General features: G+C 29.0%; 17 protein-coding genes and 3 riboswitches. All 17 genes read right to left on the bottom strand.

The window, feature by feature from the left end; all coding sequences use genetic code 11:
* Positions 1–846 (bottom strand): hypothetical protein, encoded by an 846-nt coding sequence (locus WJW32_RS11245; RefSeq protein ID WP_340258340.1) that lies wholly within the window; start codon positions 844–846, stop codon positions 1–3.
* Positions 847–1,223: 377 nt separating this feature from the next.
* Positions 1,224–1,307, bottom strand: a riboswitch (cyclic di-GMP riboswitch).
* A 6-nt stretch (positions 1,308–1,313) separates the two neighbouring features.
* On the bottom strand, positions 1,314–5,630 hold the full coding sequence (locus tag WJW32_RS11250; protein WP_340258342.1) for a MucBP domain-containing protein: 4,317 nt from the start codon (positions 5,628–5,630) through the stop codon (positions 1,314–1,316).
* A 380-nt stretch (positions 5,631–6,010) separates the two neighbouring features.
* Positions 6,011–6,802 carry a transglutaminase-like domain-containing protein gene (locus tag WJW32_RS11255; RefSeq protein WP_340258344.1) on the bottom strand — a complete coding sequence of 264 codons (792 nt, stop codon included), beginning with the start codon at positions 6,800–6,802 and terminating at the stop codon, positions 6,011–6,013.
* A gap of 13 nt (positions 6,803–6,815) precedes the next feature.
* A riboswitch (cyclic di-GMP riboswitch) is annotated at positions 6,816–6,900 on the bottom strand.
* Positions 6,901–6,930: 30 nt separating this feature from the next.
* A riboswitch (cyclic di-GMP riboswitch) is annotated at positions 6,931–7,015 on the bottom strand.
* A gap of 69 nt (positions 7,016–7,084) precedes the next feature.
* On the bottom strand, positions 7,085–7,243 hold the full coding sequence (locus WJW32_RS11260; protein WP_340258346.1) for an ATP-binding protein: 159 nt from the start codon (positions 7,241–7,243) through the stop codon (positions 7,085–7,087).
* Positions 7,233–7,442, bottom strand: coding sequence for a hypothetical protein (locus WJW32_RS11265; RefSeq protein ID WP_340258348.1), 210 nt, complete (start codon positions 7,440–7,442; stop codon positions 7,233–7,235). The genes WJW32_RS11260 and WJW32_RS11265 overlap by 11 nt, the downstream gene beginning before the upstream one ends.
* Before the next feature lie 92 nt (positions 7,443–7,534).
* Complete coding sequence (gene pfkB / locus WJW32_RS11270; protein WP_340258350.1) at positions 7,535–8,449, bottom strand: 1-phosphofructokinase; 915 nt, start codon at positions 8,447–8,449, stop codon at positions 7,535–7,537.
* A 210-nt stretch (positions 8,450–8,659) separates the two neighbouring features.
* Complete coding sequence (locus tag WJW32_RS11275; RefSeq protein WP_340258352.1) at positions 8,660–9,808, bottom strand: double-cubane-cluster-containing anaerobic reductase; 1,149 nt, start codon at positions 9,806–9,808, stop codon at positions 8,660–8,662.
* A 24-nt stretch (positions 9,809–9,832) separates the two neighbouring features.
* Positions 9,833–10,507 carry a MerB-like organometallic lyase SaoL gene (saoL, locus tag WJW32_RS11280; protein ID WP_445330237.1) on the bottom strand — a complete coding sequence of 225 codons (675 nt, stop codon included), beginning with the start codon at positions 10,505–10,507 and terminating at the stop codon, positions 9,833–9,835.
* Positions 10,508–10,531: 24 nt separating this feature from the next.
* Positions 10,532–11,284, bottom strand: a complete 753-nt coding sequence (saoA, locus tag WJW32_RS11285) for an ABC transporter ATP-binding protein SaoA (RefSeq protein WP_340258354.1) — start codon at positions 11,282–11,284, stop codon at positions 10,532–10,534.
* On the bottom strand, positions 11,284–12,102 hold the full coding sequence (gene saoP / locus WJW32_RS11290) for an ABC transporter permease subunit SaoP (RefSeq protein ID WP_340258356.1): 819 nt from the start codon (positions 12,100–12,102) through the stop codon (positions 11,284–11,286). The genes saoA and saoP overlap by 1 nt, the downstream gene beginning before the upstream one ends.
* Complete coding sequence (saoB, locus tag WJW32_RS11295; RefSeq protein ID WP_349817849.1) at positions 12,057–12,881, bottom strand: ABC transporter substrate-binding (seleno)protein SaoB; 825 nt, start codon at positions 12,879–12,881, stop codon at positions 12,057–12,059. The genes saoP and saoB overlap by 46 nt, the downstream gene beginning before the upstream one ends.
* Positions 12,841–13,932 (bottom strand): ABC transporter substrate-binding subunit SaoX, encoded by a 1,092-nt coding sequence (gene saoX / locus WJW32_RS11305; protein ID WP_340258362.1) that lies wholly within the window; start codon positions 13,930–13,932, stop codon positions 12,841–12,843. Before saoX ends, saoB begins: the two co-directional genes overlap by 41 nt.
* Positions 13,933–13,970: 38 nt before the next feature.
* Positions 13,971–14,429: a Cys-Cys-COOH (seleno)protein SaoC gene (gene saoC, locus WJW32_RS11310; protein WP_340258364.1), complete on the bottom strand. Its 459-nt coding sequence runs from the start codon at positions 14,427–14,429 to the stop codon at positions 13,971–13,973.
* Positions 14,430–14,450: 21 nt separating this feature from the next.
* Positions 14,451–15,545, bottom strand: a complete 1,095-nt coding sequence (gene saoE / locus WJW32_RS11315) for an efflux transporter SaoE (RefSeq protein ID WP_340258366.1) — start codon at positions 15,543–15,545, stop codon at positions 14,451–14,453.
* Positions 15,542–15,796: a thioredoxin-like (seleno)protein SaoT gene (gene saoT / locus WJW32_RS11320; RefSeq protein ID WP_340258368.1), complete on the bottom strand. Its 255-nt coding sequence runs from the start codon at positions 15,794–15,796 to the stop codon at positions 15,542–15,544. Before saoT ends, saoE begins: the two co-directional genes overlap by 4 nt.
* Positions 15,797–16,085: 289 nt before the next feature.
* The gene (locus tag WJW32_RS11325; protein ID WP_340258370.1) at positions 16,086–16,889 is read right to left on the bottom strand and encodes a histidinol-phosphatase HisJ family protein; all 804 of its coding nucleotides are present in this window, start codon (positions 16,887–16,889) and stop codon (positions 16,086–16,088) included.
* Positions 16,889–17,512, bottom strand: a complete 624-nt coding sequence (gene hisIE, locus WJW32_RS11330) for a bifunctional phosphoribosyl-AMP cyclohydrolase/phosphoribosyl-ATP diphosphatase HisIE (protein WP_340258372.1) — start codon at positions 17,510–17,512, stop codon at positions 16,889–16,891. Before hisIE ends, WJW32_RS11325 begins: the two co-directional genes overlap by 1 nt.
* Positions 17,513–17,514 lie beyond the last annotated feature (2 nt).

The raw sequence follows: 17,514 nt of genomic DNA on the forward strand, positions 1-17,514 counted from the left end.
TTATTCTGAATCACTTTCTTTTTTTGCATTCTCTTTTTGAACCTCATCTTTTGGTTTATCTGCTACTTCTTTGTTTTCTTCCGTTATTTGTTCTTTTACTTCTTCTTTTGTATCCTTTTTCTCAATCTCTTCTTTCGTTTCAGCAGCTACTTCTTTGTTTCCTTCCGTTATTTCCTCTTTTACTTCTTCTTTTATATTCTCTTTCTCAATCTCTTCTTTTGGTTCATCTGTTACTTCTTTATTTTCTTCTTTTATTTCTTCTTTTGTTTTTTTAATTTCTTCCTCATAAAATCCTTTTACATCTATGTATTGTGGAATTTCATTTATTGTAACCTGTTTTATCGATTCTCCATAAAACTCATTTCCATCTAAATTCAAATAAGTTTGACCAAAAAAATCGTCTTCAACTAAGATTCTCTTAGATTCCACATCTCCATTATATATATATATTACTTTTATTTGAATATGGTCTTTTCCTATTATTTCTGATGTCATTTCTATATTCATATTTTCCCATAAATTCTCAATCTCTTTTTTCTCTATTTTTATAGTTTCTTCTATTATTTCTATAGGCTGTTCTATTACTTCCTCAATTAACTCTTCTTGAGGTAATTCTAAAATATCTTCTTCTATCTTTTCTTCTTCCACTACTTCTGTTTCTTCTTCTATTAAATCTTCTGTTTCTAGTTTTTCCTCTTTTACATCTTCATTTTCTAGTTTCTCGTTCTCTTCTGTTTTTTCTTCCACTACTTCTGTTTCTTCTTCTATTAAATCTTCTGTTTCTAGTTTTTCCTCTTTTACATCTTCATTTTCTAGTTTCTCGTTCTCTTCTGTTTTTTCTTCCACTACTTCTGTTTCTTCTTCTATTAAATCTTCTGTTTCTANCTTCTGTTTCTTCTTCTATTAAATCTTCTGTTTCTATTTTTTCCTCTTTTACGTCTTCGTTTTCTAGTTTCTCGTTCTCTTCTGTTTCTTCTTCATTTACTACTTCTGTTTCTTCTTCATTTACTACTTCTGTTTCTTCTTCATCTTCTATTTTCTCATTCTCTTCTATTTTTTCAATTTTATTTTGTATATTTTCTTCCTCATTTACAGTTAAAACATCTTCTATTTTCACTTGTTCTCCATAAACATTTAATGGATTCATGATCATTGAAGTAAATAACAAAATTATATTTAAATATGCAAATATTTTTTTCATATATCTCCTCCTGATTAAAAAAAATCAGAAAGATCGGTTGCACTACTGACTCCATGTATTTCAAGTGCCCAGATACAAAATACACTTCATAGTCTTCTTTCTGTAAATATTATTAGCTATTTTTTCTTCTTCTTGAACTTAATGCGCCTCCCAAAATCATGATCAACGTTCCCATTAAATAATTTGAATATGGTACTTTCTCACCTGTTTTTGGTAACACTTTCATTTTCCCTTGCGGTACTTCTTCATCTGGAATTTCTACTTCAACTTCTAATTTTCCTTGCGGTACTTCTTCATCTGAAATTTCTACTTCAACTTCTAATTTTCCTTGCGGTACTTCTTCATCTGGAATATCTACCTTGACTTCTGACTTTTCTTGTGGTATTTCTTGATTTGGAATTTCTATCTTTTCTTCTTTTGGTTTTCTCTTTTTCTTCTTTGGTCTTTCTTTTTCATAATAATATATTACTTCTATTTTGCCTTCTATATATTGTCCTTGTGTATTTAATGTATTTTCTACTAGTTTATATCCATCTATTTGCTTATCTTGTGTTTTATAGTCTTTTCCTACTTCATCCTTTAACAAGTTTCCTTCTGCTAATTCTTTATTTGTGTTCTTTTCTAAGTATTTTACTATTACTTCTCCTATTTTCTTTTCTGGTTCAATTGGCTTTTCTATTTCTTTTTCATAGTAATATACTACTTCTATTTTTCCTTCTATATATTGTCCTTGTGCATTTGATGGCTTTTCTACTAACTTATATCCATCTATTTGCTTATCTTGTGTTTTATAATTTTTTCCAACTTCATCCTTTAATAAATCTTCTTCTACTAATTTTTTAGCTGTGTTCTTTTCTAAATATTTCACTACTACTTCTCCTATTTTCTTTTCTTCGATATCTGGTCGACTAGGATTAGTGTTTATATAATAGTAAATTACTTCTATAGTTCCCTCTTCATATTTACCATCTTTATTTTCAGGAACTATCACTTTAAAGTCTTTATATTCTTCTTCTGTTAAAGAATTTGTAGTATATTGTGTTCCAACTTCTTCTTCTCCTAAATCTTCGAATTTGAGTACTTTTTCACCCCATTTATGGATTACAACTACTCTTCCTTTCTTTATTTCAGGAATAACTTCATCTTGCTTTTCATAGTAATACGTTACTACCGTCTTTCCTTCTACATACTTTCCATTTTCTGATCCATCTACATTCACAAATTTATAACCTTCTACTTCTTTCTTCTCTGTTTTATAATTTTCTCCTACTGACTTTGTAGATTCTTCCTTTGGCAATAATTCGTTATCTGTTCCTTTTTCTAAATATCTTACTTCCAATTTTCCTTCATTTTGTTTATACCCAAAGTTGATATCTGTTAACTTTTGTTTCTTACTAAGGCTTATCGTAACAACTTGGTCTAAACTTCCATCATATTCATAAGTCTGATTATAATTCTTTAAAGACTCATCTTCTATTTGCACCTTATAGTTTCCTGATTTTAAATTTCCAAATGTATATTTTCCGTTTTCATCTGTAGTTTTTGTTTCTATTACAGTTTCACTATCATCTAAAATCTCTACCTTTACATTCGAAATTCCTTTTTCATCTGGATCTACTTTTCCATTCTCATTTAAATCTTTCCAAACTAATCCATCTACACTACTGCTTACAACTTTTATGCTTACATTATTGGATTCAACTAGTGCATCAATATCACTAACTCTACCAGTAAACTTATTTGTATATATATCTCCACCTTTATTTTCAGTAGGATTTAAAATAAGTTTTATTTCCCTAGTAGGTTGATTATTTGGAAACTCTGGTACTAAAATTTTAATTGCAGTTACATTTTTATCATCAATTGTCCCTATTGGACTCCATGTAGTGCCTCCAACTTTAGGGTCTTGATTTATACTTTCTGGGGATTCGTCTGTCACTAAGAATGTTTCTCCATAGCTCCCTGAAATACTCTTTAATCCGTAATCACCACTAAAGCTTGTATTTGGTATTCTTCCATCTCCATTGTATGGAAGTACTTCTATAAACTCAAAACTTTTTAATGTTTTATCTGTTCTTTGGAAATATCTTAGTGTATAACATAAATCTTCTTCAATCTCAACTTCTTCAACATCCGCTCTTTTACTTATTCCCCAAGCTCTACTATTACTTATGACTATGCTTTTTTGAGATGTTCTAAAGGATTCTTTCGTAACATCTAGAGGTGTGCTAATTGTTGCTATGGTATTTAAACTAGTTAAGTTTTCAACCTCATAATCAATTTTAGCATCAAAGGATATAACCTCTACCATAGTATTAATCTGCCTATCTCCTAGATTCCAAATTAAAGTTGTAGTTTCATCTGGATTTTTTATAATCTGAGGTTCATCCCCAGGAATTAATAGGTTTTTCTTAGCTGATCCTGAAACATAATCTAATCCTTTTGGTAGTGTAGTTGTTATCACTACATCTTCTGCTGTTCCATCATTTCCTTTTGATGTAAGAGAAGAAGATAATGTATATGTTGCTGTGTCTCCTACACTAACAGTATCTTTACTAGATTTTAATTCAATACGAGCTTTTACACCAGTAAGAAGAGCTCTATCTGACTGGCTATCTTTAGGTGGTGTATTATTATCAGGATTGTAAGACGTATGCTTCCATTTTCCAGTATCAATTTCATTAGCTTTTACAGATAAGAAATTTGGAATATTTGTGCCTATAGGATTATTTTTTGCTTTCATATGTATTAATAATTCTATTTGTCCTTTAACAGGAACTATTCCCGTTCTAGTTTTAAAGCGTATTTTTGTAATAGCTCCCGGAGCATCATTTATATTTTCATACCATCCTCCAGTAGAATCAGAATCATCTCCTGTTGAATTCCTCATCTCAATCCAATCATCATATCCCGAATCCCCATTTGCTCCTCCAACTCCATATTCAACAATAATATCATTTGGATCTATTCCACTTGTTCTTAAAGTGTGAGCAATTCCTGGAGATTTTTCGACTAAATCAACTAAGTTCGGATCAAATTTATTTACTACAATAGCATCATTAAAAGGGAATAAACCTGTATTCCAAAATCTTATATGTGTATTAAATTTACCTCCTGATAAAATAACACCATCATGGTCCCAAATTTCATCTTCACCAGAAAGTTTTCCACCTATAGTTTCTTCATACCATTCATCGATGGTTGCTCCTGCTATTCCTACTGGTCTTCTAATAGTTGTTCTATCTGTATTATTGGAAATCGGTTCAATTTCAGTTCCAAAATTTGATTGTCCACTTATTGCATTAGGATCAAAGTTTTTATAAGAAATTTCAATTTCTGTATCTTCAACAGGTATTTCATCACCCGGTATCCACAGAGCAAGAGTACCACAAACTACATACTTATCATCTAAAGCTATTGTACTTCCATCTGCATTTTGAATAGGAGTATGATTTCCACTTAAATCTGCATCTGATATAGTTATATTTACATCATCTCCTGGACTGAATTGATTTGCAGTAAAAGTTCCAGAGCTTGTTACTTTATTATCTCCTCCACCTTTTCCATAAGGTCTTTTAGTATGCCAATGAATCCATCCATAATCACCATGTGGTGCTACTGCTTTTTCATCTAAAGAGAAATCATAAATTTTAGGGTTCATTCCAAGGCTTCTAAGCTGGGATAAGTCAACATCAAAATTTAAGTCCTCATTTACAGATTCGCTACCCTTTCCATCCTTTATTAATACATCTATAGTAGAATAAACTACAAGTCCTAATTCTCCAGATGGTCCCAATGCAGGTCTTGAATTGTATATATCAACTCCTAAATCTAATTTTGGAAATGCTGAAACAATTATATCTCTACTAGTGTCACTTACACTTGATACATCATCAGCTGCAAAAGTTACATCTAAGTTAAACTTTTCCCCATTCTTAGAAGTTCCTAAAACTTTAGCCGTAGGAGAAAAACTATATGCATTTCCTCCTTTTTTATCGCCTAAATCGTATTTAAGTGTTCTTCCATCACTAGATATAGTTAACCCTAAGTATAAATTTTTTAAATTTGAATCCCAAACAACAATAGGATTTCCATCTGTACCTGCACTTAATGTTGCTGTTAAAACAGAATTTTTAGCAACATAACCTTCAGGATTAACACTATAATCTATGGTATATCCTACGGTGTCCAATGTTCTTATATAATTGTCATTTTTGCTATAGTCATCTCCTGGTGGACAACTTTCAGCAGTAGCTTTTCCTGTTGTATTAAAGGTTTCTGTTCCTGTAATAATTTCTTCCTTTATCTTAACCGATAATCCTCTAGTATCTTCTGCAAATACTATTCCTGTAAAATACGGTACATGCAGTTGAACTATTAAAGCAAGTACAGTTAAAATAGATATTCTTTTTTTATTAAAAATCCTCAATTTTAATAAAAGCCTCCTTTCATAATATTTTGTAGGGAACAAAAAAACTGCTCCACGACAAAATCACCTTAATAAAAAATAGGTACTTTTGTCGTAGAGCAGTTAAAGCTTAAACAATAATAGACTGTTGTCTTTAATTGCTATCTACGATATTATTCATATTTTAATTTTTTGTTCCATATGATTTAAATTCAGAAGCTATTTTCGTTTCTTCCAAACCTTATATAAATCATTTGTAATTAAATAATAATAAAAATCCAGATAATTGTCAAGTGATTTTTGTTTTATTTTGTCATTTATTTTATTTTTTTGTCATATCGTGATTTTTTTAATAAAGAAAGAAGCTATTCAAGTTGAACGCTCCTCTTTATTCGAAATATTTAATATACTTTTTCAGTTCTATATTGATTTGAATCTTTAACTATTTCTGTTCCTAAATTTCCTGCATATAAAGCTGTATCATAGGTGCAATCTACTGTTGCCCAATTATTATTTACATATACTTCATTCCATGCATGATATTCTGAAATATCATCTTTATATCCTTTTACTAATTTAGTCGGAACATCTACACTTCTAAGCATTACTGCAAATAAAGAAGCATAATCATAACATATTCCTTTTTTACTTTGTAAAATATCATCTACATTTGGTAAATACGTTTTATCTAAAGATGCATATTTGCCTGAATCATATTGTATATTTTTTACTATATAATCATGAATAATACTAACTTTTTCTTCGTCGTCATTCGTTCCTTCAGTAAGTTTTTTTGCTAATTGTACTGCCGAATTACTCTCATCCCAAGAAATTACTTGATTACTATTTAAATAAACTTCTTTTTCATTTTGTAACTTAACTTCAAAGCGTTCTTGGTTTTTTATTACATATTGTTTTCCTTCTTTTTGTTCACAAATAGCAACCATATATTTACCATTTCCCATTTGTAATGGAAAAGTTTCATCTGATGTTAATAAATCATAGTAATATTTTTGACCATTATGTTCAATCATCATTTTTGTTTTTACATTTGCATTTAATTCATACTTAACTTCAATAATCCCTTGATTAATACTAGATAAATCAAATGGGCTGTTATCAGCGAATATAACGTTTTCTCTTATAAAAAATATAGATATTATATATATTATTGCAAATAGTTTTTTTAACATAAAAAACTCTCCCTTCGATAGCTGGCTACCATCTCATTTCTGAGGAAGGCCCTATAGTTTTGCGTCCTTATCTTTCAATAAGTTTGCCATTTCGAGAAAAAGCTTTATTGATAATAATAAAAGTTTCCTTTGGTAGCTGGCTGCCATTTCATTTCTGAGGAAGGCCCTATAGCTTTGCGTCCTTGTCTTTCAACAAGTTTGCTATTATCAGTAAAACTATCTCTTTAATCTATTGTATTTATACTTATTATATCATATAATACATATATCTAAAAAGACTTTTTATAATGTAAAATAAAATATTACTCCAGAATCAGTATTTTCTACTCCATATTCACTGCCATGAAGTTCTAATATATTTTTTACAATTGATAACCCTAATCCAATTTCTCCTGATTGTCTATGTCTAGACTCTTCAACTCTATAAAATCTATCTACCAAATTCTTCCCAAAGTAAATCTGCTTTTCTGTAATTCTTATCTTTTTCGTATACTAGAATTTTTGAATATAAATCTTTTAATTCTTTAATTTGTTCTTCATTAAATTTTTCTATCTCTTCTCCTAGTAATTTCTCAAACTTTGGAAATTCTTCATCATCTTCAAAATATTTATCCATTATAGATTCAAATTCTTGCCACACTTTATCTTCTTCTGTTTCTAATTTTGCTATCTTTTTATATAAATTTTCAAGTTTTATTAAATCTATAATAATACTATTTTTTTAATTTTTCTTTAGCTTATTTTTTTTATATCAACCTGATTTAGCAAACTCAAAGCATATTTTTTTATACATAGATCCAGAGAAAATGCAGTTGCACTACCAGTTGCTACTGAAAGCTTAAAAGCTTTTAAAATGTCTTTTTCCTCATAATAACTAGCTAAAAAACCAGCTATAAGAGAATCTCCTGCTCCAACAGAATTTTTAACCTCTCCATTTGGAGTTGTAGCTTTATATACACCTTCATCACATATAAGTAATGCTCCATCACCAGCCATTGATATTATTACATTTTGTGCACCCATATTTACAAGCTTTTTTGCATAGTGTATAGTCTCATCTATATTATCTATATTTACATTTAGCACTTCGATAAGTTCATGGATGTTTGGCTTTATTAAAAAAGGTTTGTTCTTCAAAGTATTCAACAACGCTTCACCAGTAGTATCTACAACTACTTTTACATTATTCTCAATACATATATTCTGTATTTGAGCATATATATCTCTTGGAACACTTTTTTGAGCATTACCTGCAAGAACTAATATATCTTCATTACTTAATTTTTTTATTTTATCGAATAAAGAATTTAAATTTTCTTCTGTTATAGTTGGTCCATATCCATTTATTTCTGTTTCTTCATTTGATTTCAACTTAACATTTATCCTTGTATCTTCTTCAACCTTTATAAAATCAGTCTTTACTCCTTCATCTTCTATATAGTTTTTGATAAATTCTCCTGTAAATCCACCTATAAAACCTAGCGCCTTTGTATCTACTCCAAAATTATTAAGAACTCTAGATACATTAATTCCCTTTCCTCCAGGATACTTAATATCACTGTTAACTCTATTAACTTCTCCTGTCTTAAAATCATTCACATTCACGATATAATCTATTGCTGGATTGAATGTTACAGTATATATCATTAATTCTTCACAACCTTTATTTTAGTTTTTTTAAATACTCGTCATATTAAATCATAATTATATATCAATCAATTATCAAGGTTAGATTACCCTATATGGGTTATTTTATGACACACCATTAAACAGCAGATATACAAAAAGACCTAGATTTCATTTTTATGAAATCTAGGTCTCTATTTTTTATTAGCATTTTACTATAAGACTATATTTCTAAAGCATCTCTATAAATGCACCTATACGAGTGCTTATCTGACCTATATCAGTTTGAGAGTAATCTGTTTCTAAAGCCATATAAGGTATTTTTTTATCATTATTTATAAATTTCTTAACATTATATGTCTCTACATTATATGTATGACAAGCTTGAAGAACTACTTCAATTACACCATCAACTTTATACTCATCTACAAGTCTTGATAATAAATCTAATCTATCATTATTAGGAGTCATACAAGAACACGGAATATTTAAATAATGCTTTGTTAATGCCTCCATAGGCTCCATAGTTTCATCTACTAAGTTTTCATTAGATTTAGCTCCCCCACAGTTTTCAAAGCATACAACCACTCCATTATTGTCCTCTATAGTTTTAATTATTTTTTCGGCAACTCCACCAATTGGACATCCTGTTATTAATATTCTCTTTAAGTCCTTAGATATCCTATTGTTTTCATCTTCATAATCACATTTAACCTTATCTATCAAATCTCTTAACTCATTTACATACTCTTTTTTATCTAGTTTAAAACTAGTACCTTCCAACACTTTTATAAGATCAAATCCTTTTATAGCTGGAGGACATAATGAACTTAGTTGGTATAATTCTTTTAAGAGTTTTCTTTCTTCATTACACAGTTTTATATTTTCTTTTAATTTTTCTTCTGTAATTTCAACTTCAAATTCAGACTCTAATCTATCTTTTAAAAGAGTTAATTCTTTATTCCATGAATTCGTAGAATCCTCTGTTTTATAATTTTGAGGAAGATACATAATATGCATAGGCTTTATTTGGGCTAAAAGTTCATACATTTTTTTCTTTCCATCACATGTAGTTTCTCCAACTAGTAGATCAGAAAAATAAAAATATGGACATTTATCTGTTATACTAAATCCATAGCTTGATTTAATTAAAGGACATAGATTTCTTGGAAGATGCTTTTCAGCATCTTTAATAGGTTCTTCACCTGTTCCACATAAAGATACTGGTATAGCACCAGATGCCATAATTATCTCTTTTGGAGTATATGCACAGTATACTCCTACTATCTTATTTCCATCTTCTTTTAACTTTTTGATTTTTAAAAATCCATCTCTTCTAGCTTCACTAAATTCATCAAATATTTGAGGTAAATCCTTCATAATAGTATCCTCCCTTTATATAAACTATTCAACATTAAATATCATATAAGCTACATCTAAAGCTTCACGTGTACTTAAGCAAAAAATATCGTCTTGTGATAAATTCATATTATTTACCCACTCATCATAATGATTCTTCGTACAGAAGAAGTTCATTATATTTCAGCAGTTTCCTGACCAGTTTTGATTTTTATTTAAATCTACATGGAGTACGTGAGTACTATCAGGAAGCAAATTCGTAATCTCCCCATTTCTAATCTCTACAAATATCTCTTCTCCACATAAACTACACTTAGACCTTATTTCTATATCCTGATTAAATGTAAAAGAACTTCCCATGGCATCAACAGCACACATCGCATTAAATACACTTTCATCTTCAAGTTTTACCTTATGGTTAGTTTCAAGTGCAGATACAGGATATATAAAGTTTACATTATTGTTTTCATCAACTACTAAAGCTTTTTTTTGAATTAGATTTTTTATAACTTGATTTAAATCATATTTATTAATATTTACTGTACTTTGTATTTCCTCATAAGACTTATCTAAATTATAAGCCTTATTGTTATCTATAGTATATTTCATTATATTAATCCTAATGTCATTTTCCTCTTTAGTAAGCCTTGAGTATATACTATCTATGATAAGCTTTTCTAGAGGATAGTATTTAAATGACATCTCATATGTATTCTCCATCTAATTTCACACCCATTCTATCAGCTACTTATTATTACATTTTTTGAGTACATCAGTAAGTTTTATTTTATATTCTAGATAAGTTTTTGAATCTCTATTTCTAGGTCTATCAATATCTATATGCATATCATCTAATATTTTTCCTTTATCTGTTCCCATCACAATTACTCTATCACTTAAATAAACTGCTTCATCTACATCATGAGTAACCATCAAAACAGTAGTTTTATCTTTTAACCACAAGCTTTCTAATTCTTCCTGAAGGTTTTGTCTCATCTGAAAGTCTATTGCTCCTAGTGGTTCATCCATAAGTAAAACTTCAGGACTGCATGCAAGTGCTCTAACAACTGCACATCTTTGTTTCATTCCTCCTGAAATTTGATGAGGATATAATTTATCTTTCCCAGTCAATTGAGCCATTTCTAATAATTCTTTAAGTCTTTTTTCTCTTTGTTCCTTAGATATTTTCTGCTGTTTCATAGGATATCTAATATTATCTCCTACATTCATCCAGGGAAAAAGAGCATAGTTTTGAAATACAAAAGCTCTATCAGGTGCAGGTTTACTTACCATTTTAGAATTAACTATAATTTCTCCACTATCACATGACTGAAATCCAGCTACTATACTAAGTAATGTAGTCTTTCCACATCCTGAAGGTCCAAGAATTGATACGAACTGTCCTTTTTCAATATCCATACTTATATCCTTCAATACATGATGTTTCTTATTATCATTATTAAAGGTTTTATTTATATTATTAATTTTCAGTTTCATTACTCAGCAATCCTCCATCGAGTCAAAGATTTGTTGATAAATTGAATTATTTTATCAATCCCAAACCCTACTAAAGCTGCAAAAAACATTAAAGCAACTAACATTTCTGTTTGCATTCTAGTTTGGGCTTGTACCATAGAGTAACCAAGACCGGCACTCGTAGCTATAAACTCGGCTCAGATTACAGACATCCATCCACTACTTATTGCAATCCTAGCTCCTGTCAATATATAGGGTATAGATGCTGGAACTATAATATGTATAAAAATACTAAGTCTACTTGCTCCCATACTTGCAGCAGCATTATAATAATCTTTTGATATACTTCTTACCCCTTGTATTGTATTTAGTATTATAGGAAATACTCCTGAAAATGCAATCAAAAATATAGTGGGTCCATCTCCTATTCCAAACCATACAATTGTCAACGGTACCCATGCCATAATAGGAACCTGTCTTATAGAATCTATAAAACTTCCCAAAAGCTTTTGAGCAAGTTTTGAAAATCCCATTAAAAATCCTATAGGAAGTCCAAATAACATAGCAAATAAAAATCCTTTTAATACACGCTGTAGTGTAATCAAAATATTTATAACGGTTTCTTTATCTGTAATACAATGTATAAAAGCTTTTAAAGTATCTATTGGATAAGGCATTAACAGTGCATTGTCAAAATGCATAGCACTCATCTGCCATGTAAATAATAGAATAATTGTCATAATCAATTTATATGCAAAATCCCTTATCTTTTGATTATTAAACTCTTTGTACTTTATTCTTGAATTATAGGCTCTAGCTTTACATTCAATTTCTTCCAATCTCGAACCTCCTCATCTGGAATAGTCGTATTTATATAACTACTAAGCTGCTTTTTTAATAATTTTTCATTTCTTAACTCATATATTGATTCATTGTAATACTTTATAAATTCCTCATATAAATCTTTTTTTTCAAATTCTTTATTTACTACCATTACATAGGTAATATAATCTTTATTGTAGTTAGATATTTCTTTTTTTCCGTTTAACTTCCAAGCTTTTAAAGAATCTAATACTACAGCATCTAATGTATTATTTTCAAGTGCATATCCTAAAGCAGTAGCTGTCATAGGATATACCTGACAGCTGCTGCCAAATTTAGCTTTTACTAATTTTTGTTGATATTTTCTATTTTGTGCTATACCGATTTTTTTAGGAATTTTATTATCTTTTAATATAAATACATCCGAGTTTTTCACACAACTTCCAACTATCTTAAATCCATCATTATTTTTTACAAATTCCTTAGCAGCATCTTCACATATAATAGCTAAGTCCATTTGATTTGAACTCAATGCCCATTGAGTAGAACTCCCTCAACAATCCCTTATTGAAAATGATTCAAAGTTATTTTCTAAGGATGCATTTAAATTTTTTTCTTTTATCATATAATCTACCACAAAACCTGAAATATCATCTGATACCCCTATTTTTATATTTTCACTTTTTTGCTCGGTAGGAAGATAAATATATAGCAAAAATAAAATAGTTATACCTCCAAATAAAGTAATTATTCTTTTATTTATCAACTGCAAATGCTTTTTCTTTCCAATCTTCATAACTCATTCCAACAGGAAATACTGGATCTACTTTTTCTTTTATAAATTGATCAAAATCATCTGCTCCTGAATTTTCTAAATAACTTGCATCTACTATATCCTCATATTTTAAAGACTCATCTGCAAATCCATGTTCTTTTTTCCACTTCATTTCACGTTTTATCTCTTCAGGGTTTATTTTCCAAGTAAGTGTTCTTCCTTCTTTAACAGTTTTTTTGTATATAGTCATTAAAGCAACTTCCTCTGGAACGTTATAATTATCTGCGAATATTTTAGCTGATTTTATAGGATTAGTGTATATATACTCCATAGCCTTTGTATGAGCTAAAACTAGTTTTTCAGAAAGTTCTTTGTGGTCTTTTACAAAATTTTTATTTAAAGAAAAAGTACAACAAACACCCCATTCACCTTCTAATTTTGAATTAACAGCTAATATATGTCCTGTTTTTTCATATTCAGCCATAGACCCCCAAGGATCACAACAAGCGTATCCATCTATTTGTCCTGTTTTTAAGGCAAGATATGCATCTTTATCAGATCCAAACTCGATACACTCATAATTACTACCTTCCACAGGTATATTTAATTCTTTAGCAAATTGTATCCAAGCTTCACTATTTTCTTCTGGTTTAGTTCCTATACCAAGCTTTTTACCTATTAAATCCTTAGGCTCCTTTATATCATCTGAAACTACTAGATAATAAGCTCCACCTTTATGATTATTAGCTCCAACTAATATAGGAGCTCCCTTTGTAGAAGATGACATAACTCCATTAATTCCTATGTATCCAGCATCCATTTGTCCTGCTGCCATAGCTTGGGGAACCTTACCATTACCTGTAACATCTACATTAAGACCAAGTTCATCGAATATTCCAGCATCCTTTGCAATAGGTCCTGCTGTCATATGATCACAATTGTAGTATCCTAGACTTATCTTGTAATCATCTTCTTTCTTTGTAGTTTCCTGAGTAGTTCCACATCCGGCTAAAGAAAAAGCGAGCATACCTGATAATATTATTGATAATAGATTTTTGTTAAATTTTCTCATGTTTTTAGTCTCCTTTTTGTATGTATTAAAATTTTTAATTAACAGCAATCTTCCATATCTTGACCAAATAAATTTATAACCTTCATGTCTATAACTCTAAAAATTGCATATCCAACAGCTCCATTTTTAGATCCAGATACTATTACCTCGATTTGATCTTTATCATCTATATTTTTGAATTTTATAGTTTGATTTTCACGTGGTGCATCAACTGCATCTGTAAACTCGTATTTTCCATTATTATCTATAACAATTTTCATCTTGTTTTTATCTTTAGAAACACTGTATATAACAACTAAATCCTTAGTATTATTGTTGTCTATATCTTCATAAGCACATTTTATAACCTTATTATCAGGATTTGATTCTTCAAAATAATTAAGTAAGGGATTATCTTTTTCAACTCCTATATCACTTTCTTTCACATCAGAACATCCACCTAAAATCATTAAAGCCAAAACTATAAATACTATATTTAAAATAATTTTTTTAGTCATAATAAATAATTTCCTCCAACCCTATAGCTCAACTTCTTGTTTTGAAAATATTTTATTTAAATTTGGAATTATAGATTTCATGAAGAATAAAAATATAATAAATGAACATAGATACTTTAATGGTTGTGGTGCTGAAAATATAAGCTTATTGGCTACATTTATAGAATTACTTACTCTATCAAAATTTAAAACAGGATTGAAATTTGGCATCAAAATCATATTAGTTATATATCCAACAAATAAAGAAAATAAAATCGTAGTAGTAGTATAAATAACAACCGTTCTCTTACCTATAATATTGTAAATACTTATAAGTTCTGGAAGATTAGTAGCTGTTCCAGCTATTAAAAACGTAATTGCAACTCCAGGAGCTGCCCCACTTGCAACAAGTGCTGCTATAAACGGAATATGACCTACAGCGCAAACATACATACAACTTGCCAAAATTGTAATACTACCTAAAGATATAACACTTGGATTTCCTAAGTACATTTGAATATATTGTTGTGGTAGTAATGTCAATAATATACCCGCAATAAACATCCCAGGTATAACATATTTACTAACAGATAGTGCCAAATCGTTTATAGACCATCTAATTCCAGAAACAAACTTTTGTTTTAAAGTTCTTGTATCTTCCAAACTCAAAGTTTTATTATCTATACTATCTTCAATACCATATGCTTTTATTTCATCTCCTCCAAATATATTTGCTAATATTCCAACAACTAATGGTAGTAAAAAACCTGTGATTAAATAAATAATACTAATTTTCCATCCTAAAAGACCAAAACACATTATCATAGCAATAGGATTTATAATAGGAGTTGCACACATAAATGCAAGTGTTGGTCCTAAATATGCTCCAGAATAATAAAGACTTAACCCTAAAGGAATTACTCCGCAACTGCATATAGGAAGAAACATTCCCGATAATGTACTTTTAAATAGAGATGATATCTTCTTGTTTCCAAGCATTTTCTGTAATCTATCTGGAGATAACACATCATGCATTATTCCAGCCAATATAAAACTTGCAACCAACCATACAGAAGCTCCATTTAATATATTAATTCCGGCCATAATACTATTTTTTATGTAATCAATTATAATCATTTAAGCTTTTCCACTTCCTCTTTTACAGCATTTAAAATATTTTTTTCTGATAAATCGTTTATCTTAATTTTTTCATTGATAATAACTGTGCTCTTTGTAACCATTCCATATTTTTTAATATAATCAAAATCTTTTCCGACATTATATACTTTAACTTTTACATTCTCAAACTTATCACTTAAAGCTTTAACAAAGCCTTCATACTTATTGCATCATGCACATGCATTTATAAATTCTACAAAAACAAACATTTTATTCCCTCCTTTTACATCAACTCACTACATATTTTACCATGTCTATATTTATTTTTATACTTTTCCAACTCATTATAGAATCTTTTTATAACAACACTCTTACTTATAGATTTTTCCAATAAAAAATTCGCTGCTAACTCATATCTCCTGTCGCCAACGAGTCCTACGGGCTCCGTTGCTCAAAATAGTTGATGCTGTAGCACTTTAGCAATGTTATCAATAAGTTAAAAATATTATAATTTCCTATAAAGTAAAATAGAGATAGAATTATAATTCTATCTCTATTTTATATCTCAATAAAACTTGGTATTCTATTTTTAAATTGTGCAATTTTCTTTACTCCTATAGCTTTAAGTATTTTTATAGCTTGATCAAAATCTGCACATAAATCATCAGGTTTATGTGCATCCGAGCCTATAGTTATAACATTCCCTCCCATTTCAATATACCTTTTTACTATATCTGTATTAGGATGAGTTGTTTTAAGGTTATATCTAAAACCAGCGGTATTGACTTCAATTCCTTTTCCTTTTTTAATAATCAAATCTAAAATTTCATCTATAATTTCTTTAAAGTCTTCATATTTTAACTTTTTATTATCAAAATTTCCATATCTAACTATATAATCCAAGTGTCCATAAACATCATAATTATCATAAGTTTCTATACAATACTTTATACTTTCAAAATATCTCATATAGCTCTGTCTTTGAGTTTTTCCTTTAAAAAAGTCACCATTATATAAATCCAATCCTTCACATGAATGCATAGAACATATTACAAAATCAAAAGGATATGATTTTATGAATTTATCCAACTTTTTATTCAAATGAGGTTGATATCCTATTTCTACACCCATTAAAATTTCAATCTCTTTATATTTATCTCTTAAGTATTTGATTTCTTTCATGTATTCACTATAATCAATTTCTTTCATAAAAAGTTCATCGGGGCTATCATAATCCACATGATCTGTAAAGATAATTTGCTTTAAGCCTAATTCAACAGCTTTTATAACAATATCCTCCATTTTAGCTTTACAATCAGGTGAATAATCTGTATGAATATGACTATCTATTATAAATCCCATTATTCTTTTCTCTTTTCAAGTTCATTTTTTATATTTTCAATAGTGACTTCTTCATTTACCATAAGTACTAAAAGGTGATATATCAAATCACTTATTTCATAAACTAATTCTTCTTTATTTTTATTCTTAGCCCCTATTATAACTTCACTAGTTTCTTCTCCTACTTTTTTTAATATCTTATCTAATCCTTTTTCAAATAAATAATTAGTATAAGAGCCTTCCTTAGGATTATTTTTTCTTTCTTTTATAAGTAAATATAAATCCTTTAAAGTCTCATCTTTACTTTTTTCATTTTTTATCACTTCATTAAAAAAACATGTATAACTACCTGTATGACAAGCTACTCCTATTTGTTCTACATAAATAAGAATAGTATCCTTATCACAGTCATAATAAAATCCCTTTAATTTCTGTATATTTCCTGATGTTTCTCCTTTTTTCCAAAGTTCTTGTCTGCTTCTACTATAATAGCAAGCTACTTTTTCGTCTAAAGTTTTTCTAATAGCTTCTTCATTCATATATGCAAGCATCAACACTTTATTAGTATTTATATCTTGTACTATTACTGGAACTAATCCTTTATCATCAAATTTTATTTCTTTTACTATATTATCAACATTCATAA

Source organism: Tepidibacter sp. Z1-5 (assembly GCF_037844525.1).
Classification (GTDB): Bacteria; Bacillota; Clostridia; order Peptostreptococcales; family Peptostreptococcaceae; genus Tepidibacter_A.